20 protein-coding genes are annotated in these 18,405 nt (G+C 53.6%); all 20 read left to right on the top strand.

The features are described from left to right. The first annotated feature begins 135 nt into the window (after positions 1-135). The 20 genes from NeNHUV3_RS03310 to NeNHUV3_RS03215 all read left to right on the top strand — a co-directional run bounded on the left by NeNHUV3_RS03310 (position 136) and on the right by NeNHUV3_RS03215 (position 18,400). Complete coding sequence (locus NeNHUV3_RS03310; protein ID WP_341246531.1) at positions 136-516, top strand: NADH-quinone oxidoreductase subunit A; 381 nt, start codon at positions 136-138, stop codon at positions 514-516. Beyond that, the gene (locus NeNHUV3_RS03305; protein ID WP_334066104.1) at positions 507-1,040 is read left to right on the top strand and encodes an NADH-quinone oxidoreductase subunit B family protein; all 534 of its coding nucleotides are present in this window, start codon (positions 507-509) and stop codon (positions 1,038-1,040) included. The genes NeNHUV3_RS03310 and NeNHUV3_RS03305 overlap by 10 nt, the downstream gene beginning before the upstream one ends. Positions 1,041-1,083: 43 nt before the next feature. Continuing rightward, positions 1,084-1,713 (top strand): NADH-quinone oxidoreductase subunit C, encoded by a 630-nt coding sequence (locus NeNHUV3_RS03300; RefSeq protein ID WP_391482483.1) that lies wholly within the window; start codon positions 1,084-1,086, stop codon positions 1,711-1,713. Beyond that, positions 1,713-2,924, top strand: a complete 1,212-nt coding sequence (locus NeNHUV3_RS03295; protein WP_048597921.1) for an NADH-quinone oxidoreductase subunit D — start codon at positions 1,713-1,715, stop codon at positions 2,922-2,924. The genes NeNHUV3_RS03300 and NeNHUV3_RS03295 overlap by 1 nt, the downstream gene beginning before the upstream one ends. Before the next feature lie 75 nt (positions 2,925-2,999). Then, on the top strand, positions 3,000-4,079 hold the full coding sequence (gene nuoE / locus NeNHUV3_RS03290) for an NADH-quinone oxidoreductase subunit NuoE (protein WP_391482481.1): 1,080 nt from the start codon (positions 3,000-3,002) through the stop codon (positions 4,077-4,079). Positions 4,080-4,156: 77 nt separating this feature from the next. Further along, positions 4,157-4,939 carry a hypothetical protein gene (locus NeNHUV3_RS03285; RefSeq protein WP_391482479.1) on the top strand — a complete coding sequence of 261 codons (783 nt, stop codon included), beginning with the start codon at positions 4,157-4,159 and terminating at the stop codon, positions 4,937-4,939. A 70-nt stretch (positions 4,940-5,009) separates the two neighbouring features. Then, positions 5,010-5,219, top strand: coding sequence for a DUF5337 family protein (locus NeNHUV3_RS03280; RefSeq protein WP_048597923.1), 210 nt, complete (start codon positions 5,010-5,012; stop codon positions 5,217-5,219). A 44-nt stretch (positions 5,220-5,263) separates the two neighbouring features. Further along, positions 5,264-6,559 (top strand): NADH-quinone oxidoreductase subunit NuoF, encoded by a 1,296-nt coding sequence (nuoF, locus tag NeNHUV3_RS03275; protein WP_391482477.1) that lies wholly within the window; start codon positions 5,264-5,266, stop codon positions 6,557-6,559. Positions 6,560-6,719: 160 nt separating this feature from the next. Further along, entirely contained in the window at positions 6,720-7,121 is a 402-nt protein-coding gene (locus tag NeNHUV3_RS03270; protein WP_391482476.1) for a DUF5333 domain-containing protein, read from the top strand. A 135-nt stretch (positions 7,122-7,256) separates the two neighbouring features. After that, positions 7,257-9,275, top strand: a complete 2,019-nt coding sequence (nuoG, locus tag NeNHUV3_RS03265; RefSeq protein ID WP_391482474.1) for an NADH-quinone oxidoreductase subunit NuoG — start codon at positions 7,257-7,259, stop codon at positions 9,273-9,275. Between the two features lie 7 nt (positions 9,276-9,282). Beyond that, the gene (locus tag NeNHUV3_RS03260; RefSeq protein WP_391482472.1) at positions 9,283-9,666 is read left to right on the top strand and encodes a hypothetical protein; all 384 of its coding nucleotides are present in this window, start codon (positions 9,283-9,285) and stop codon (positions 9,664-9,666) included. Between the two features lie 6 nt (positions 9,667-9,672). Next, positions 9,673-10,710 (top strand): NADH-quinone oxidoreductase subunit NuoH, encoded by a 1,038-nt coding sequence (gene nuoH, locus NeNHUV3_RS03255; protein WP_048597930.1) that lies wholly within the window; start codon positions 9,673-9,675, stop codon positions 10,708-10,710. 10 nt (positions 10,711-10,720) lie between these two features. After that, positions 10,721-11,215: an NADH-quinone oxidoreductase subunit NuoI gene (nuoI, locus tag NeNHUV3_RS03250; RefSeq protein ID WP_048597932.1), complete on the top strand. Its 495-nt coding sequence runs from the start codon at positions 10,721-10,723 to the stop codon at positions 11,213-11,215. Then, a complete protein-coding gene (locus NeNHUV3_RS03245; RefSeq protein ID WP_391482470.1) occupies positions 11,212-11,646 on the top strand; it encodes a carboxymuconolactone decarboxylase family protein in 435 nt (144 codons plus the stop codon). Before nuoI ends, NeNHUV3_RS03245 begins: the two co-directional genes overlap by 4 nt. Then, on the top strand, positions 11,643-12,248 hold the full coding sequence (locus NeNHUV3_RS03240; RefSeq protein ID WP_048597934.1) for an NADH-quinone oxidoreductase subunit J: 606 nt from the start codon (positions 11,643-11,645) through the stop codon (positions 12,246-12,248). The genes NeNHUV3_RS03245 and NeNHUV3_RS03240 overlap by 4 nt, the downstream gene beginning before the upstream one ends. A 3-nt stretch (positions 12,249-12,251) precedes the next feature. Next, entirely contained in the window at positions 12,252-12,557 is a 306-nt protein-coding gene (gene nuoK, locus NeNHUV3_RS03235; protein WP_048597936.1) for an NADH-quinone oxidoreductase subunit NuoK, read from the top strand. 4 nt (positions 12,558-12,561) lie between these two features. After that, positions 12,562-14,658 (top strand): NADH-quinone oxidoreductase subunit L, encoded by a 2,097-nt coding sequence (nuoL, locus tag NeNHUV3_RS03230; protein ID WP_391482467.1) that lies wholly within the window; start codon positions 12,562-12,564, stop codon positions 14,656-14,658. A 6-nt stretch (positions 14,659-14,664) separates the two neighbouring features. Then, complete coding sequence (locus NeNHUV3_RS03225; RefSeq protein WP_391482465.1) at positions 14,665-16,215, top strand: NADH-quinone oxidoreductase subunit M; 1,551 nt, start codon at positions 14,665-14,667, stop codon at positions 16,213-16,215. A gap of 12 nt (positions 16,216-16,227) precedes the next feature. Beyond that, positions 16,228-17,664 carry an NADH-quinone oxidoreductase subunit NuoN gene (gene nuoN, locus NeNHUV3_RS03220; protein WP_391482464.1) on the top strand — a complete coding sequence of 479 codons (1,437 nt, stop codon included), beginning with the start codon at positions 16,228-16,230 and terminating at the stop codon, positions 17,662-17,664. After that, the gene (locus NeNHUV3_RS03215; RefSeq protein ID WP_391482462.1) at positions 17,654-18,400 is read left to right on the top strand and encodes a biotin--[acetyl-CoA-carboxylase] ligase; all 747 of its coding nucleotides are present in this window, start codon (positions 17,654-17,656) and stop codon (positions 18,398-18,400) included. Before nuoN ends, NeNHUV3_RS03215 begins: the two co-directional genes overlap by 11 nt. The last annotated feature ends 5 nt before the right edge of the window (positions 18,401-18,405 follow it).

The following is an 18,405-nucleotide window of genomic DNA, read 5'->3' as shown; positions in this document are numbered from 1 at the left end:
TAAGATAAAAGCCGCCAAATTGCGCCAAAAGCCGGTCCAAGGCGTTGACGCGTCAAGGCAGTGGGGGTAGGACGGGCGCAGCCAAAAGTCCTGTGCGTAGCACGTCTGCGCGACACATTTCAGGAGATGCAAACTGTGGAAACCCTTTCGACACAGGCCCTTGCGGGTCAGTATTTGCCCATTCTTGTGTTCCTTGCGATCGCAATCGGTTTGGGTCTTGTCTTGATCCTCGCGGCGGTTGTTGTTGCGGTGCGCAGCCCTGACCCGGAAAAAGTGTCGGCTTACGAGTGTGGATTTAACGCGTTTGATGACGCGCGGATGAAGTTCGACGTGCGCTTTTACTTGGTCTCGATTTTGTTCATCATTTTCGATCTGGAAGTGGCGTTTTTGTTCCCGTGGGCCGTGGCGTTTAAAGATATTTCAATGGTCGGTTTCTGGTCCATGATGGTGTTCTTGGGCGTTCTGACTGCTGGCTTTGCATATGAATGGAAAAAGGGAGCGCTCGAATGGGAGTGATGGCCGGACCAAATACTGCAGGTTTTGACCGCGAGGTTGCGACGCAGGAATTGAACCGTGAGTTGTCCGACAAGGGCTTCCTCGTGACTTCTACCGCTGACATCATCAACTGGGCGCGCACAGGCTCGCTGCACTGGATGACGTTTGGCCTTGCTTGCTGTGCCGTTGAAATGATGCACACCGCGATGCCACGCTATGACATGGAGCGGTTTGGCACCGCGCCTCGCGCCTCCCCACGTCAATCCGACTTGATGATTGTTGCTGGCACGCTGACCAACAAAATGGCGCCTGCGTTGCGTAAAGTATACGACCAGATGCCAGAGCCACGTTACGTGATTTCGATGGGTTCATGTGCTAATGGCGGTGGATACTATCATTATAGCTATTCCGTTGTACGTGGTTGTGACCGTATCGTCCCTGTTGATGTGTATGTGCCGGGCTGCCCGCCAACGGCAGAAGCCTTGCTTTACGGCATCATGCAGCTGCAACGCAAAATCCGCCGCACTGGTACGATCGTACGCTAAGAAGTTCCGACCCGAAACGCCTGAAAGGCAAAGGAGCGATCCTATGACCGCAGAAACCATGACACCCGCCGCAATGGATGAACTGGGCGCTTATATTGCTGCCAAGCGTCCTGATTGCGTGCTGTCATATTCCGTTGATTTCGGTGAGCTGAACGTGTCTGTCGCGTTGGGTAGTATCCACGGCCTGATCGATTGGCTGAAGGCAGACCCTACGTGCCGCTTCAACTCTTTGGTTGATATCACAGCGGTTGATAACGTTGGTCGTGCGCGCCGATTTGACGTGGTTTATCACTTCCTCTCCATGTACCAAAACCACCGCATTCGCTTGAAAGTCGAAGTACGTGAGGACGATATGGTGCCATCCATCGTTGAAGTTCACCCTTCGGCCAACTGGTTTGAGCGTGAAGTTTTTGACATGTTCGGCATCCTCTTTTCAGGTCACCCGGATCTGCGCCGTTTGCTGACGGATTATGGTTTCCGCGGCTATCCCCTGCGCAAGGATTTCCCGACAACTGGCTACACAGAAGTACGCTATGACGAGGCGCAAAAGCGCGTGGTCTATGAACCCGTGTCGCTTGTGCAAGAATACCGACAGTTTGATTTCATGTCTCCCTGGGAAGGCGCGCAATACGTCATTCCTGGTGATGAGAAAGCGAAAGGAGAGGCGAAATAATGGACGGCTCCCAATTCAATGACGCCCTGACTGGCGAACAGAAAATCCGTAATTTCAACATCAACTTCGGTCCGCAGCACCCTGCAGCGCACGGCGTGTTGCGTCTTGTGCTCGAACTTGATGGCGAGATTGTTGAGCGTTGCGACCCGCACATCGGGCTTTTGCACCGTGGCACCGAAAAGCTGATGGAAAGCCGCACTTACTTGCAAAACCTGCCGTATCTGGACCGTCTGGATTATGTGGCACCCATGAACCAAGAGCACGCTTGGTGCTTGGCGATTGAAAAGCTGACAGGCACGGAGGTGCCTCGCCGTGCGCAGTTGATCCGTGTTCTTTACTCCGAAATTGGCCGCGTACTTTCGCACATCTTGAATGTGACCACACAGGCTATGGACGTAGGCGCGCTTACGCCGCCGCTTTGGGGCTTTGAAGAACGCGAAAAACTGATGGTGTTTTACGAGCGCGCTTGCGGCGCACGTTTACACGCTGCGTATTTCCGTCCTGGTGGCGTGCACCAAGACCTGCCCGACGATCTCATTGATGATATTGAAACGTGGGCAATCGAGTTTCCCAAGGTCCTCGAAGACATTGACGGTCTTTTGACCGAAAACCGTATTTTCAAGCAACGTAACGCGGATATCGGCGTTGTGACCGAACAAGACATCCAAGACTGGGGCTTTTCCGGTGTGATGGTTCGTGGCTCGGGGCTTGCGTGGGATTTGCGCCGCGCGCAGCCCTATGAATGCTATGATGAATTTGAATTCCAAATTCCTGTTGGCAAAAATGGCGACTGCTACGACCGCTACCTCGTTCGGATGGAAGAGATGCGCCAGTCTGTGTCGATTATCCGCCAAGCGATTGCCAAACTCCGCGAAGCAACCGGTGACGTGATGGCCCGGGGCAAAATGACACCGCCCAAACGTGGTGACATGAAAACCTCAATGGAAGCGCTAATCCACCACTTCAAACTCTACACTGAAGGCTTCCACGTCCCTGCCGGTGAGGTCTACACCGCCGTTGAGGCCCCGAAAGGTGAGTTTGGTGTGTATCTAGTGGCTGATGGCAGCAACAAACCGTACCGTGCCAAATTACGCGCGCCTGGCTTCTTGCACCTACAAGCGATGGACTACCTCGCGTCAGGCCACCAACTTGCAGATGTCGCCGCGATTATCGGAACGATGGATATCGTTTTTGGAGAAATCGACCGCTAATTCTTTTGTTTTAAAATATCCTCGCCGAAGGCTGGCGTTGCATGGCAACGCCAATAACCCGAAAAGAGACGACCCATGCTACGCCGACTACACTCTGAGCAACCAGACAGCTTTGCCTTTACCGCCGACAACCAAGCGTGGGCTGAAGCGCAGATCAAAAAATACCCAGAGGGTCGCCAAGCATCCGCGATCATCCCACTTCTTTGGCGCGCCCAAGAGCAAGAGGGCTGGCTTAGCCGTCCGGCGATTGAGCATGTGTCTGACATGCTTGATCTTGCATTTATTCGTGGGCTTGAGGTGGCGTCTTTCTACTTCATGTTCCAGCTGCAACCTGTTGGTAAGATTGCACATATCCAGATTTGTGGCACAACGTCCTGCATGATCTGTGGTGCGGAAGACTTGGTTGCTGTTTGCCAAGAAAAGATCGCACCGAAGGCGCATCAAATTTCTGCAGATGGAAATTTCTCATGGGAAGAAGTTGAGTGTTTGGGCGCCTGCGCAAACGCCCCGATGGCACAAATTGGCAAAGACTACTTCGAAGACCTGACTGCAGAACGGCTTGGCACACTTTTGGATGAGCTGGCTGCCGGTAAAACCCCGCAAGTTGGCCCGCAGAATGGACGTTTCGCGGCGGAGCCAGCGGGCGGCATCACCAGCCTTACTGATTTCGTGAACGCTAAGATTAAGCTGAACGCCAGCGCACAATTGGCCCATGATATCGGTGACAGTGTTAAACGCATCGACGGAACTGAAGTGCCTCTTTTGACACCTTGGATAGACAAAGCTGCAAATTCTGGCGCAAAACCACCGAAACCTGCAGCGCGACCAAAGCCTGCAAATGCGCAGAGAGCTGCTGCGAAACCAGCGGCTACCAAAGCCAAAAGCACTGCAAAACCTAAAGCCTCAAGTGACGCAGGCAAAAAGCCTCGCACCATGAAAGCCCCGCGCAAAGCCGGTGCGGATGACCTGAAACTGATCAAAGGTGTCGGTCCAAAACTGGAAAAGCTTCTCAACGAGATGGGCTTTTTTCATTACGATCAAATCGCCAAATGGGGTCCGGCCGAGCTTGCTTGGGTTGACGCGAACTTGGAAGGTTTCATCGGGCGCGCGTCGCGGGACAACTGGATTGATCAAGCCAAATCCCTTGCATCTTAAGCCAAGACCTAGTTTTCTAGCCCCACAATGAAGGGGAGCTGTTACTAATACTCCCCAAATAGGGACGGAGTATTGGAATGAGTAACTCTTCTGGAGGGATCTCCTGCGCGATCGGGTGTTGGCTGGTTGGCGCGGTGTTGGGCTTAGTTGCCTTTATTATGTTAATGTTGTTCGGGGAATACACCTTTATTCAGGCTGTGTTCATGGGCGGCATTGTTTTCTTTATTGCTGGTGCAGCACTAAGCTGGCTGATGTGTCGGCCGCTTCCTGCGTTGGGCGAAATTGATGCCAACCGCGCGGGCCAAGCGCCCACAGCCGGCGGCATTGAAACAGCGACGCCAGCTGTTGCGGCCAAACCTACTGCCACTGCAGCAGTAGCGGCGACTGCGACCACGGTGTTTGAACCCGTTGCGGACGCGCCCGCACCGAAACCCGCGGCAAAGCCAAAAGCGGCACCAAAGAAACCTGCAGCTAAGAAGCCAGCCCCTAAAAAGGCTGCTGCAAAAGCAGATGCGCCTGCCGCTAAAGCACCTGCGGATGCAAAAAAGAAGGCTGCAAAGCCAGTGTCCGCGTCGGGCAAGCCTGAATTGCTGAAAAAAGCGCGGGCAGGTGGTCCGGACGACCTCAAACAGATCAAAGGCGTTGGTCCAAAGTTGGAAGGTCTGCTGCACTCAATGGGTGTGTTCCACTTTGATCAGATTGGATCATGGCGTAAAAAAGAAGTCGAATGGGTGGATGAAAACCTTGAAGGTTTCAAAGGCCGTGTTTCCCGTGATGAGTGGGTCAAGCAAGCCAAAGTACTCGCCAAAGGTGGCCAGACTGAATTTTCCAAAAAAGTGAAAAAGGGTGGCGTTTACTAAGCCCTCAGAAGTACGTAGATATGGTCCCGTCCAAAGATATTTTGGGCGGGATTTTTTGTGAGGCTGCCACGTGAACCGCGACGAACGAAATGCAAAACAGGGCCGCTTGGCGGCTATGGTCATCGCGGGTTCTGGTCTGCTGGCGATCCTTGCGCCGGCGATTGCGCAAAGCCTGAACCTGACAATCCGCTTTGAAATTCTGCTTTATCTTTTCTCATTGGCGGGATTTCTCTTTGCCCTCGTTCTTGCGCTTCAGGTCTGGCAATCGGGGCGCAAATAAGTCTATAGAGAAGCCAGCCAACACTTCAGACGGGAAACGCGCACATGTTGCAGGACAAAGACCGCATTTTCACCAATATCTATGGGATGCACGACCGCACCCTCAAAGGCGCGCAGCAGCGTGGTCATTGGGATGGAACCGGCGCGCTGATAAAAAAAGGCCGTGACTGGATCATCGACGAGATGAAAGCCTCCGGACTTCGTGGGCGCGGCGGCGCGGGCTTCCCGACCGGTTTGAAGTGGTCGTTCATGCCCAAAGAAAGTGACGGGCGTCCCAGCTATTTAGTTGTGAATGCGGATGAGTCTGAGCCGGGCACATGTAAAGACCGCGAGATTATGCGTCACGATCCTCATACATTGATCGAGGGTTGTTTGATCGCGTCTTTCGCAATGAATGCCAACGCCTGCTACATCTACATTCGCGGCGAATACATCCGCGAAAAAGAAGCCCTGCAAGCAGCTATCGACGAGGCCTATGAAGCCGGTCTGGTGGGTAAGAACGCTGCGAAATCGGGTTGGGATTTTGACATCTATCTGCACCACGGTGCGGGTGCTTATATTTGCGGTGAAGAGACTGCGCTTCTGGAAAGCCTTGAGGGCAAAAAAGGTATGCCGCGCATGAAGCCGCCGTTCCCGGCAGGTGCTGGGCTTTATGGCTGCCCCACAACGGTGAACAATGTCGAATCAATTGCTGTGGTGCCAACTATCTTGCGCCGTGGCGCGTCTTGGTTCTCTGGCTTTGGTCGGGACAATAACAAGGGCACGAAGCTCTTTGCTATTTCCGGTCACGTCAACCAACCCTGCGTGGTTGAAGAGGCTATGTCGATCACGTTCGAAGAACTGATTGAAAAGCACTGCGGCGGTGTTCGTGGCGGGTGGGATAACCTTAAGGCGGTTATCCCAGGTGGTTCATCCGTTCCCTGTGTGCGCGGCGAAAACATGCGCGATGCGATTATGGATTTTGATTACTTGCGCGGCAAGCTTGGCTCAGGCTTGGGGACCGCAGCGGTGATCGTGATGGATCAGTCCACCGACATCATCAAAGCGATCTGGCGTCTTTCCAAGTTTTACAAGCATGAATCATGCGGTCAGTGCACGCCCTGCCGCGAAGGTACCGGCTGGATGATGCGCGTGATGGAACGTTTGGTGACTGGTGAAGCAACGCCAGAAGAAATCGACATGCTTTGGGATGTTACCAAGCAAGTTGAGGGTCACACAATTTGTGCGCTTGGTGATGCGGCTGCGTGGCCAATCCAAGGTTTGATCCGTAATTTCCGTGATGAAATCGAAGACCGCATCAAACACAAGCGGGTACGCCCTGCTGCTGTTGCCGCTGAGTAAGCGGAACACATAAATCAAACAAACGGCGCGCATTACATTGCGCGCCGTTTCTGTTTGGCCCGTGTGGACATGTTTTGGTGGGCTGTTATTGAATAACGCGGCGGCTAACGACATGCTCAGCAGACATAAGTGCGTTTGTTAATTTGGAGGACGTTCCCTCATGAAATCTATCCTATTTGCTGTGGTTTTCGTAATGAGCAGTGCGCAAGCTTCTTTGGCAAAAGAGCCGTTGAGTAACGTTGATTATATTAACGATCGGCTTTTTGCAGCTGCAGTTGGGGATCAGATCAGACGCAATTGTGACCGCATTTCTGCGCGGATGTTGCGGGTGCTTGCAGATGCGAACAGGCTGAAAAACCATGCAGTGGCACTTGGCTACACCGAGACAGAGATTAACGCCTACGTGAAAAACGACGCTGAGAAAGCGAAGATGAAGCAGCGCCGCGATGCGTATCTGGCGGACAACGGTGCCTTGGGGCAGGGGGCTGAGGCCTACTGCGCACTTGGGCGGGCAGAGATCGCGCGTGGCTCGCTAATCGGGTCGCTGCTAAAAGCGCGCTAAAATCGGTCACAAGTGGTGGACAACGCAGCGCCTAGGCGATAGTGCGTGGGCGTAACAAACAGATGGCGGCCATGCTCTTTCGCCAAGGCAATCTACGGTCGCATTTGTCGCGAAAGCAAAACGGGAACCGATGCAATGGCAGACCTGCGCAAAGTCGTAATTGATGGCAACGAGATCGAAGTAGACGGTGCCATGACCCTGATCCAAGCCTGCGAAGAAGCTGGCGTTGAGATCCCTCGTTTTTGTTACCACGAACGTCTTTCTATCGCGGGCAACTGCCGTATGTGTTTGGTTGAGGTCGTAGGCGGCCCACCCAAGCCAGCGGCGTCTTGTGCGATGCAGGTCCGCGATTTGCGTCCTGGTCCCGAAGGCCAAGCGCCAGTGGTCAAGACAAACTCGCCCATGGTGAAAAAAGCCCGCGAGGGCGTTATGGAATTCCTGCTAATCAACCACCCGCTTGATTGCCCGATTTGCGATCAGGGGGGCGAGTGTGACCTTCAAGACCAAGCCATGGCTTATGGCGTAGACTTCTCACGCTTCCGCGAAGCAAAGCGCGCGACGGATGATCTTGATCTTGGGCCGCTTGTGGAAACCCACATGACCCGCTGCATTTCATGCACGCGCTGCGTTCGCTTTACGACCGAGGTCGCGGGCATTCACCAAATGGGCCAGACGGGCCGTGGTGAAGATGCTGAGATCACCTCGTATCTTGGTGAAACGCTCGATTCCAACATGCAGGGTAATATCATTGATTTGTGCCCTGTAGGTGCGCTTGTTTCAAAGCCCTACGCATTCACGGCGCGCCCTTGGGAATTGACCAAAACAGAGTCGATTGACGTGATGGACGCGCTTGGCTCCAACATTCGCGTTGACACCAAAGGCCGTGAAGTGATGCGCTTTTTGCCGCGCAACCACGACGGCGTGAACGAAGAGTGGATTTCGGACAAAACCCGTTTCGTGTGGGATGGTCTGCGCCGCCAGCGTTTGGATACACCTTATTTGCGTGAGAACGGTAAGCTGCGACCAGCGACGTGGCCCGAAGCGCTTTCTGCTGCTGCAGCAGCGATGAAGGGCAAAAAAGTTGCGGGCCTCGTTGGGGATCTTGCGCCGACTGAGGCGGCGTTTGCATTGAAAGCTTTGATCGAAGGACAAGGCGGCAACGTTGAGTGCCGGACTGACAATGCAAAGCTGCCTGCGGGCAACCGTGGTGCATATGTCGGTACGGCGACTGTTGAAGACATCGATTATGCAGATAAAATTCTGCTTGTTGGCGTTAACCCTAAACTTGAAAGCCCCGTTCTTAATGCGCGCATTCGCAAGGCTTGGAGCCGCGGCGCGGATGTGGTTGTCGTGGGTGAAGCGGTTGATCTGACTTATGAGTATGAGCACATGGGCAATGACCGTGCGGCGCTTGCTTATCTAGCGGGCTTGGATATGAGCGCGCTGCAAGATGTGGACTCTATCTGCATCGTTGGTCAGGGCGCGTTGAACGAGGCTGATGGCGAGGCTGTTTTGGCTACGGTTCAAGGCATCTGTGAGAAGTCAAATGGCAAGCTGATGGTGCTTCATACAGCTGCGTCGCGCGTTGGTGCGATGGATGTTGGTGCGGTTACTGACGGTGGGATGACTGCCGCAATTGAAGGCGCGGAAGTGATTTATAATCTTGGCGCGGATGAGGTTGATGTGGCTGCTGGCCCGACTGTCATCTACCAAGGCAGCCATGGCGACCGCGGTGCGCACCGTGCTGACATTATCCTGCCAGCGGCGGCATACACCGAAGAAAACGGTTTGTTTGTGAACACCGAAGGTCGCCCACAACTTGCGATGCGCGCTGGTTTTGCGCCGGGGCAGGCGAAAGAGAACTGGGCGATCTTGCGTGCGCTATCCGCTGAGTTGGGCGCGCAATTGCCTTACGACAGCCTCGCACAGCTGCGCAGCGCCATGATCGCTGCACACCCGCACCTTGGCCAAATTGATGAAGTTGCGGAAAACGCCGTTATCGCATTGCCGAGTAAACCGCTTGGTAAGGCAAACTTCAAATACGCTGTGAGTGATTTCTATCTCACCAATCCAATCGCACGTGCGTCTGCGCTGATGGCCGAGCTGTCGGCAAATGCAAAAGCACGCGCATCAAACAAGCTAGCGGCGGAGTAAAATCCCCGTGCGGTGGAGCGTCGCGTGTCTCATAGGGCTGGCCGCGTGTCAGCCTGTGCAGACATCACAAAATGCGGCGTTTTCACTAACATACGAAGGAATACGAACCGATTTGCTCGACGGTGACTTGGTCAACTTTAACGTAACAATGCGCGGCGCGCGCACAGAGGCTGATTTGCGAGCCTACGCTGAATGCGCTGCTGCCCAGTATACGTTGATCCGGGGCTACGGTTTTGCGCGCCACGTGCGCACGACGACAAAGATGCAGGGTGGAAAGTGGCATGCAGATGCTGTTTACACCATTTCGCCAGCACTGCCGCGAGGTGTCAGTACGATTGACGCTGAAGTGGCTGTTGCGAACTGCAAGGAACTGGGAATACCGACGGTGTGAGGACCAATGGCTGATTTTCTAAATACGGGTGCCGGAATGGCGCTGATCATTGTGGCCCAAACGTTGGCGGTTGTCGCGTTTGTCATGGTTTCGCTTCTTTTCTTGGTCTACGGCGACCGTAAGATTTGGGCGGCTGTCCAGATGCGCCGTGGCCCTAACGTTGTTGGTGTGTTTGGCCTTTTGCAAACTGTGGCTGACGCGCTCAAATACGTCGTCAAAGAAGTTGTTGTTCCAGCGGGTGCGGACAAAACGGTCTTCATGCTTGCCCCGCTTACAAGCTTTGTGCTGGCATTGATCGCTTGGGCAGTTATTCCGTTCAACGATACTTGGGTTCTGGCCGACATCAACGTGGCTATCTTGTACGTTTTCGCGATCTCGTCACTTGAAGTGTACGGAGTGATTATGGGTGGTTGGGCGTCTAACTCTAAATACCCTTTCCTTGGCTCTTTGCGGTCTGCCGCACAGATGATTTCTTATGAGGTATCGATTGGCCTCATTATCATTGGCGTCATTCTGTCTACTGGCTCGCTTAACTTTGGTGACATTGTACAGGCGCAGGAAGGTAGTCTTGGGTTTTTCAACTGGTACTGGTTGCCGCACTTCCCAATGGTTTTCTTGTTCTTCATCAGCTGTTTGGCTGAAACGAACCGTCCGCCGTTTGATCTTCCCGAAGCGGAATCTGAATTGGTCGCTGGCTATCAAGTTGAATATTCATCCACACCGTTTTTGTTGTTCATGGCGGGTGAGTACATCGCGATCTTCTTGATGTGCGCATTGATCTCGCTGTTGTTCTTTGGTGGTTGGTTGTCCCCGATCCCGTTCTTGCCTGACGGTCCGCTATGGATGGTTGGTAAGATGGCGTTCTTCTTCTTCCTCTTTGCGATGGTTAAGGCGATCGTGCCACGCTACCGCTATGACCAACTGATGCGCTTGGGGTGGAAAGTATTCCTGCCGTTTTCGCTTGTGTGGGTCGTGTTTGTAGCCTTCGCAGCAAAGTTTGACTGGTTCTGGGGCATCTACGCCCGTTGGGACCTCATTGGGTAAGGATCAGAAAATGGCAAATATCGATTATACGCGCGCTGCTAAATATTTTCTGTTGGCAGACTTCTTTAAGGGCTTCAAACTCGGCCTGCGCTACTTCTTTGCGCCTAAGGCAACATTGAACTACCCGCACGAAAAAGGCCCGTTGAGCCCGCGTTTTCGCGGCGAACACGCTTTGCGCCGTTATCCAAACGGGGAAGAGCGTTGCATTGCGTGTAAGTTGTGCGAGGCGGTTTGCCCTGCACAGGCTATCACCATTGACGCCGAGCCCCGTGATGACGGCAGCCGCCGTACCACGCGTTATGACATCGACATGACCAAGTGCATCTACTGTGGTTTCTGCCAAGAAGCCTGTCCGGTTGATGCAATCGTTGAAGGCCCAAATTTTGAGTTTTCAACAGAAACGCGTGAAGAGTTGTATTACGACAAGACAAAATTGCTCGAGAACGGTGACCGCTGGGAAGCTGAAATTGCGCGCAACCTCGAGATGGATGCGCCCTACAGATGACCAAGACGCCCGAAAATCCTTTTCAGGCTTTCCTTGATCAGTCCGCAGATTGGACCAAGGAAATGGCACCGCACATGGAACGTTTCATGGGCGGTAACTGGTCGTCTGCGGAATGGATGCAGAGCATGGAAAAGGCCATGGGCGCGATGAGTAAAGAGATGCTTGATGCGACCATGGGCGGCACCGCCAACGCAGGGGGCTTGGACGCCAAGACCCGTTTGTTGGTGTCACTTGCAGGGTTTGTTGCACAGGGTGCGACAGCCGATGCGCAGATCAAGATCACTGTTAGCAACGCGCACACAGCCGGTGCGACAGAACAAGAAATCATGGAGACCATCGCTACGATGTCTCTGTTGGGCGGCATGCCCGCGATGACCAAAGCAATGCAACTGGCCGCAGATGCGTTGAAAGAGAAGGACGACACCGAATGAGTGTGCTGACAATTGCGTTTTACGCCTTTGCGATCTCAACGATCGCCGGGGGGCTTTTCACTGTTATTGGTCGAAACCCCGTTCATTCGGTTTTGTGGTTGATCTTGGCGTTCCTGTCATCCGCAGGTTTGTTCGTCACGTTGGGCGCTGAGTTTGTCGCGATGCTGTTGATCATCGTCTACGTGGGTGCGGTTGCGGTGTTGTTCCTATTTGTTGTGATGATGCTGGACGTCGACTTCGCCGAGCTGAAAGCCGAAATGGCCAAATACGTGCCGATTGCGCTGTTGATTGGTACAGTGTTGTTGATGCAGTTGGCGCTGGCTTTTGGGGCGTGGGAATACGGCGACGGTGCGCTTGAACGTGTTGCGGCGCGTCAGGGTGATCAGCAAAACACGGCGGCTTTGGGCCTGCTCATCTATGATAAATACATCATGCTTTTCCAGCTTTCAGGGTTGATCCTGCTTGTGGCGATGATTGGTGCGATTGTGCTGACGCTGCGTCACCGCCAAGACATCAAGCGCCAAGACGTTGTAGCGCAGATGATGCGCGATCCAGCGAAGGCGATGGAACTCAAAGACATCAAATCAGGGCAGGGCTTGTAACTCATGATTGGCATCGAACACTATCTTACCGTTGCAGCGGCCTTGTTTGTTATCGGTATCTTTGGCCTTTTTCTTAACCGCAAGAACGTCATCATCTTGCTGATGAGCATTGAATTGATGCTCTTGGCGGTGAACATCAATTTTGTCGCTTTCAGCGCGTTTCTTGATGATCTGGTTGGACAGGTATTTACCCTCTTTGTGTTGACTGTTGCCGCGGCTGAAGCGGCGATCGGTCTTGCGATCTTGGTTTGTTTCTTCCGCAATCGTGGCACCATCGACGTTGAAAACGTCAACGTGATGAAAGGCTAATCCAATGGAAACCATCATCTTATTTGCACCCCTCATTGGGGCCTTGATCGCGGGCTTTGGCTGGAAGTTTATCGGCGAAACTGCGGCGCAGTATGTGTCGACTGGTTTGTTGATGTTGGCCGCGGGCCTGTCATGGGTCGTATTCTTGTCGTTTGACGGAGTTACACAATCTATCCAGATCCTGCCATGGATCGAGAGCGGCACTTTTGCGACTGATTGGGCGATACGCCTTGACCGCTTGACGGCAACGATGCTGATCGTGATCAACTCGGTTTCAGCGTTGGTTCACCTTTACTCATTTGGCTACATGGCCCATGATGAGAACTTTAGAGAGGGCGAGAATTACAAAGCGCGCTTCTTTGCGTATTTGTCGTTCTTTACTTTCGCGATGCTGATGCTGGTCACAGCCGACAACCTTGTCCAGATGTTCTTTGGCTGGGAAGGCGTGGGCGTTGCGTCGTACTTGTTGATCAACTTCTATTTCCGCAAACCGTCCGCTAATGCTGCGGCGATGAAGGCGTTTATCGTCAACCGTGTAGGGGACTTTGCTTTTATCCTTGGTATTGCGGGGCTGTACTTGCTGGCAGACAGCGTGAAGTTTGAAGATATTTTCGCCTACATGCCAACACTGGCCGAGCAAACGATCCGCTTCTTGTGGACAGATTGGTCTGCACCGAACTTGCTCGCGTTCCTGCTGTTCGTAGGCGCGATGGGTAAATCTGCACAGTTGCTGTTGCACACGTGGTTGCCTGACGCGATGGAAGGCCCGACGCCTGTGTCGGCACTCATTCACGCGGCGACAATGGTTACTGCGGGCGTTTTCCTCGTATGCCGTATGTCACCGCTGATGGAGTTTGCACCAGTCGCCACAAACTTTGTGGTTATCGTAGGCGCGATCACAGCATTCTTTGCGGCAACCGTGGGCTTGGTTCAAAACGATATCAAGCGCGTGATTGCGTACTCAACCTGTTCGCAGCTTGGCTATATGTTTGTGGCAGCGGGCCTTGGCGTCTACTCTGTAGCGATGTTTCACTTGCTGACACACGCATTCTTCAAAGCGATGCTGTTCTTGGGGGCGGGCTCCGTCATCCACGGAATGCACCACGAGCAGGACATGCGTAACTACGGCGGTCTTCGCAAGAAATTACCGGTGACGTTTTGGGCGATGATGATTGGTACTTTGGCCATTACCGGTGTGGGTATTCCGCTGCTGTACGTCGGCTTCCCAGTTGGCTTTGCCGGCTTCGTTTCCAAGGATGCAATCATTGAGAGTGCGTTTGTAGGTTCAACTTTTGCGTTCTGGATGCTGGTCATTGCTGCATTCATGACAAGCTTTTACAGCTGGCGCCTGATGTTCTTGACCTTCTACGGCAAACCACGGGGTGATAAACACACCCACGAGCACGCCCATGAAAGCCCCAGCGTCATGCTAGTTCCGCTGGTCGTACTGGCCTTTGGTGCAATTTTCGCGGGCATGGCATTCTACAAACCCTACTTTGGTAGCCAAGAAAGCGTTGATAAGTTCTTCGGCATTGGCGTGAAAAAGGGCGAAGCGCATGCGTATTTCGACGCTCCCATGTTGGTAGCACCGGCATACGCAGCTGGCGCGAAGGCAGACGGAGATCATTCAGATCACGACCGCAGCCAAGTCCCCGGTGAAGGTGCCATCTTTATTGGCCCAGACAACCACATGATCCACGAGGCTCACTTGGTGCCGAAATGGGTCAAGCTTAGCCCGTTTTTTGCGATGCTCTTTGGGTTCATCTTGTCATGGTACATGTACATCCGCCGTCCTGATCTGCCCGCAAAATTGGCAGAAAACCAATGGCCGCTGTATAATTTCTTGCTCAACAAATGGTACTTTGACGAGCTTTACGACGCAGTCTTTGTTCGTCTTGCAAAATCACTGGGCCGCTTTTTGTGGACCCGCGGTGATGTGGGCATCATCGACGGTGGCATCAACGGTTTGGCGCTTGGTATTGTGCCGTTCTTCACCCGTTTGGCAGGGCGCTTGCAGTCCGGCTACATCTTTACTTACGCGTTCTCCATGGTGATCGGCCTCGTTGTGCTGATTACGTGGATGACCCTGACTGCTGGATAACGACCCATGGATAACCTTCTCTCCATTGTCACTTTTCTGCCGCTGCTTGGCGCGCTCATTTTGGCGCTGTTTTTGCGTGGCGATGACGAAGCAGCACAGCGCAACGCAAAGTGGGTAGCCCTGTGGGCCACTGCTGCAACGTTCGTTTTTTCGATCTTCATTCTTACCGGTTTTGACGCGTCGAACACCGGCTTTCAGTTTGTCGAAGAACACACATGGTTGATGGGGCTTACATACAAAATGGGCGTTGACGGGATCAGCGTACTGTTTGTGATGCTGACCACATTCCTGATGCCGATTGTGATTGCGTCTTGCTGGGGTGTGACGCACCGCGTCAAAGAATATATGATCGCGTTCTTGCTGCTCGAAACACTTATGCTGGGCGTTTTCTGCGCATTGGACATGGTGCTGTTTTACCTGTTCTTTGAGGCCGGCCTGATCCCGATGTTCCTCATCATCGGCGTTTGGGGCGGGGCGAACCGGATCTACGCGTCGTTCAAGTTCTTCCTCTATACGTTCCTTGGCTCGGTTCTCATGCTGGTTGCGATGGTCACGATGTATATCGAGGCTGGCACGACCGACATCCCTACACTGCTGAGCTTTGAATTTGACAGCGCGGTCTTGGACCTGTTCGGCTTCCACATCTTGGGCGGTTTGCAGACGCTGTTGTTCTTGGCATTCTTCGCAAGCTTCGCGGTAAAGATGCCAATGTGGCCAGTGCACACATGGTTGCCTGATGCACACGTGCAGGCGCCAACAGCGGGGTCTGTCGTTCTGGCGGCGATTTTGCTCAAGATGGGCGGCTACGGTTTCTTGCGTTTCTCACTTCCCATGTTCCCCGTTGGTTCCGAGATCCTGTCACCGCTGGTGTTGTGGATGTCAGCCATTGCGATTGTGTACACATCGCTTGTCGCATTGGTTCAAGAGGACATGAAAAAGCTGATTGCCTACTCATCTGTTGCGCACATGGGCTTTGTGACGATGGGTATCTTCGCTGCGAACCAGCAAGGTGTTGATGGTGCGATTTTCCAGATGATCAGCCACGGTTTTATCTCTGGTGCACTGTTCCTATGTGTTGGTGTTATTTACGACCGGATGCACACACGCGATATCGATGCTTATGGCGGGCTTGTGAACCGGATGCCTGCATATGCGTTGGTGTTCATGTTCTTCACCATGGCCAACGTTGGTTTGCCTGGGACGTCCGGTTTCGTAGGTGAATTCCTGACCATCATTGGCGTGTTCCAAGTGAACACATGGGTGGCAATGGTCGCTGCGACGGGTGTGATCTTGTCCGCTGGCTACGCGTTGTGGCTCTACCGCCGCGTGGTGATGGGTGACCTGATCAAGGAAAGCCTGAAAACAATTACCGATATGACCCGTCTTGAGCGTGCAATTTTTGCACCACTCGTGGTGATGACGCTGTTGTTGGGGATCTATCCCAGCTTGGTGACAGACATCATCGGACCATCGGTTTCCGCCCTTGTTCAAAACTATGACGTGGCCGTCAGCGCATTTGACGCGGCAGCCCAAACCGCTGAAATCGCGGCGCACTAAAGGATCTGAGCTATGACTGCTGACATCAACACTATGCTGCCGGAAATTGTGCTGGCGCTTTATGCCATGGTTGCGCTGATTGCGATTGTCTACACAGGCAAGGATGCCATGGCGCGCTTGTCGCTTTGGATGACGTCGATCGTATTTGTCGGCATGGCCGCGTGGATCGCAACATCGGGCGAGGGCACATCTGTGGCTTTCGGCGGTATGTTTGTGGATGATGCGTTCTCGCGCTTTGCAAAAGTCACAATCCTGTTGTCGGCAGCCGCGGTTTTGTTGATGTCGGAAGAGTATATGACGCGCCGAGATCTGCTGCGTTTTGAGTACCCGCTGTTGGTTGCCCTAGCAGCCGTCGGTATGATGGTCATGGTGTCTGCTGGTGATTTGATGGCGCTTTACATGGGCCTCGAGCTGCAATCTCTTGCGCTTTACGTGGTCGCATCGCTGCGCCGCGACAATGTCAAGTCTACAGAAGCGGGCCTGAAGTACTTCGTGTTGGGTGCGCTGTCATCTGGTCTGTTGCTTTACGGTGCGTCGCTGACATACGGCTATGCGGGCACAACCCTGTTCACTGGCATCGTCGATGCCGCAGGTGACGGGCCTATGTCGCTTGGTCTGATCTTCGGCTTGGTTTTCTTGTCTGTAGGTCTTGCGTTCAAAGTGTCTGCTGCACCGTTCCATATGTGGACACCAGACGTATACGAGGGCGCGCCAACACCGGTCACGGCTTTCTTCGCAACCGCACCAAAAGTTGCTGCCATGGGCCTATTCGCACGCGTGATGCACGATGCTTTCGGTACGTCAGTTGCTGACTGGCAGCAGATCGTCGCCTTCCTTGCGGTTCTCTCGATGTTCCTTGGTGCCATCGCAGCGATTGGACAGACAGACATCAAGCGTCTGATGGCGTACTCGTCCATCGCGCATATGGGTTTTGCTCTGATGGGTCTTGCAGCGGGCACCGCTTTGGGCGTGCAGGCAATGCTGATTTACATGGCTATTTACGTAACTATGAACATTGGTACGTTTGCGTTCATTCTGTCGATGAACAAAGAAGGCCAGCCGGTGACAAATATTTCGTCGTTGAACAGCTTGGCAAGCCGTGAGCCAGTTCAGGCCTTGGCTATGTTGGTACTGATGTTCAGCCTTGCGGGTGTGCCGCCCATGTTGGGTTTCTTTGGCAAATACGGTGTGCTTGTTGCAGCAGTAGATGCCGGTCTGTCATGGTTGGCGATTGCAGGTGTGATTGCATCGGTGATTGGTGCTTTCTACTATCTGCGCATCGTCTACTTCATGTACTTCGGTGAAGCGCAGGACGACATTTCCGTAAAGGCCACTCCGGTGCTGAAGTTGTTCCTTGTCGGTTCTGCTGCGGCAATGCTGTTGGGTGTGATCAACTTGTTTGGCATTGAGGCACCAGCAGCGTTGGCAGCGGCATCACTTGTCAACTGATTGGCCAACAGGCGTCGATTTGATCGAGTTAGATCAAGTTGACAGCACCATGGCAGAGGCGGCGCGACGCGCGCCGTCGCTTACATCTCCCACATGGATAAGGGCCGATGCCCAGTCCGCAGGACGCGGCCGGTCTGGTCGATCTTGGGGGCACCCCACAGGTAATCTTGCGGCGACTCTTGTGTTCAAGCCGCATTGTTCGGCCCAGCAAGGGGCGCAGCGCAGTTTTTTAGCAGCTAATGCATTGTTTGATGCCTTAAGCGCGTTTGTCCCTGCGTCCAAGCTGGCGTTGAAATGGCCCAACGACGTATTGCTGTCGCGCGGTAAAGTTGCCGGAATTTTGCTTGAGGCGTCTGGCGGGGCTCAGTTGAATTGGTTGTCGATTGGCATCGGTGTGAACCTTGCTCATGCGCCTGTCATTGAAGACGCCGCATTTGGCCCGACAGCGGTCGCACTGCATCTTGATACGCAGGTTGAGGCTCCGACGCCGATGACGTTCTTGAACATACTTGCGGCAAAATACGCATCGCAAGAAGCGCTTCTTGCGACCAAAGGGTTTGATCACATTCGGGCACTATGGCTGTCACGCGCCGCCCGTCTGGGCGAGGTGATTACCGCCCGAACGTCCCGCGACACAATCACTGGAACCTTTCGAGATGTGGACGCGGAGGGCAATCTTGTATTAGAGACCCCCAAGGGTCGTGAAACCGTCACGGCTGCCGACGTATATTTTTAGGAGGC

This window comes from Nereida sp. NH-UV-3 (genome assembly GCF_042939535.1).
Taxonomy (GTDB): Bacteria; Pseudomonadota; Alphaproteobacteria; order Rhodobacterales; family Rhodobacteraceae; genus Nereida; species Nereida ignava.
Note: the sequence above shows the minus strand (reverse complement) of the source record. Positions and strands in the feature narration are given on the sequence as shown.

What these genes read in the sequence shown, in the direction of transcription:
- nuoK (WP_048597936.1), top strand. Translation starts at nt 12,252, where the DNA reads ATGATTGGCATCGAACACTATCTTACCGTTGCAGCGGCCTTGTTTGTT.
- NeNHUV3_RS03245 (WP_391482470.1), top strand. Translation starts at nt 11,212, where the DNA reads ATGACCAAGACGCCCGAAAATCCTTTTCAGGCTTTCCTTGATCAGTCC.
- NeNHUV3_RS03270 (WP_391482476.1), top strand. Translation starts at nt 6,720, where the DNA reads ATGAAATCTATCCTATTTGCTGTGGTTTTCGTAATGAGCAGTGCGCAA.
- nuoF (WP_391482477.1), top strand. Translation starts at nt 5,264, where the DNA reads ATGTTGCAGGACAAAGACCGCATTTTCACCAATATCTATGGGATGCAC.
- NeNHUV3_RS03240 (WP_048597934.1), top strand. Translation starts at nt 11,643, where the DNA reads ATGAGTGTGCTGACAATTGCGTTTTACGCCTTTGCGATCTCAACGATC.
- NeNHUV3_RS03225 (WP_391482465.1), top strand. Translation starts at nt 14,665, where the DNA reads ATGGATAACCTTCTCTCCATTGTCACTTTTCTGCCGCTGCTTGGCGCG.
- NeNHUV3_RS03300 (WP_391482483.1), top strand. Translation starts at nt 1,084, where the DNA reads ATGACCGCAGAAACCATGACACCCGCCGCAATGGATGAACTGGGCGCT.
- NeNHUV3_RS03295 (WP_048597921.1), top strand. Translation starts at nt 1,713, where the DNA reads ATGGACGGCTCCCAATTCAATGACGCCCTGACTGGCGAACAGAAAATC.
- nuoN (WP_391482464.1), top strand. Translation starts at nt 16,228, where the DNA reads ATGACTGCTGACATCAACACTATGCTGCCGGAAATTGTGCTGGCGCTT.
- nuoH (WP_048597930.1), top strand. Translation starts at nt 9,673, where the DNA reads ATGGCTGATTTTCTAAATACGGGTGCCGGAATGGCGCTGATCATTGTG.
- nuoG (WP_391482474.1), top strand. Translation starts at nt 7,257, where the DNA reads ATGGCAGACCTGCGCAAAGTCGTAATTGATGGCAACGAGATCGAAGTA.
- nuoL (WP_391482467.1), top strand. Translation starts at nt 12,562, where the DNA reads ATGGAAACCATCATCTTATTTGCACCCCTCATTGGGGCCTTGATCGCG.
- NeNHUV3_RS03285 (WP_391482479.1), top strand. Translation starts at nt 4,157, where the DNA reads ATGAGTAACTCTTCTGGAGGGATCTCCTGCGCGATCGGGTGTTGGCTG.
- nuoE (WP_391482481.1), top strand. Translation starts at nt 3,000, where the DNA reads ATGCTACGCCGACTACACTCTGAGCAACCAGACAGCTTTGCCTTTACC.
- NeNHUV3_RS03305 (WP_334066104.1), top strand. Translation starts at nt 507, where the DNA reads ATGGGAGTGATGGCCGGACCAAATACTGCAGGTTTTGACCGCGAGGTT.
- nuoI (WP_048597932.1), top strand. Translation starts at nt 10,721, where the DNA reads ATGGCAAATATCGATTATACGCGCGCTGCTAAATATTTTCTGTTGGCA.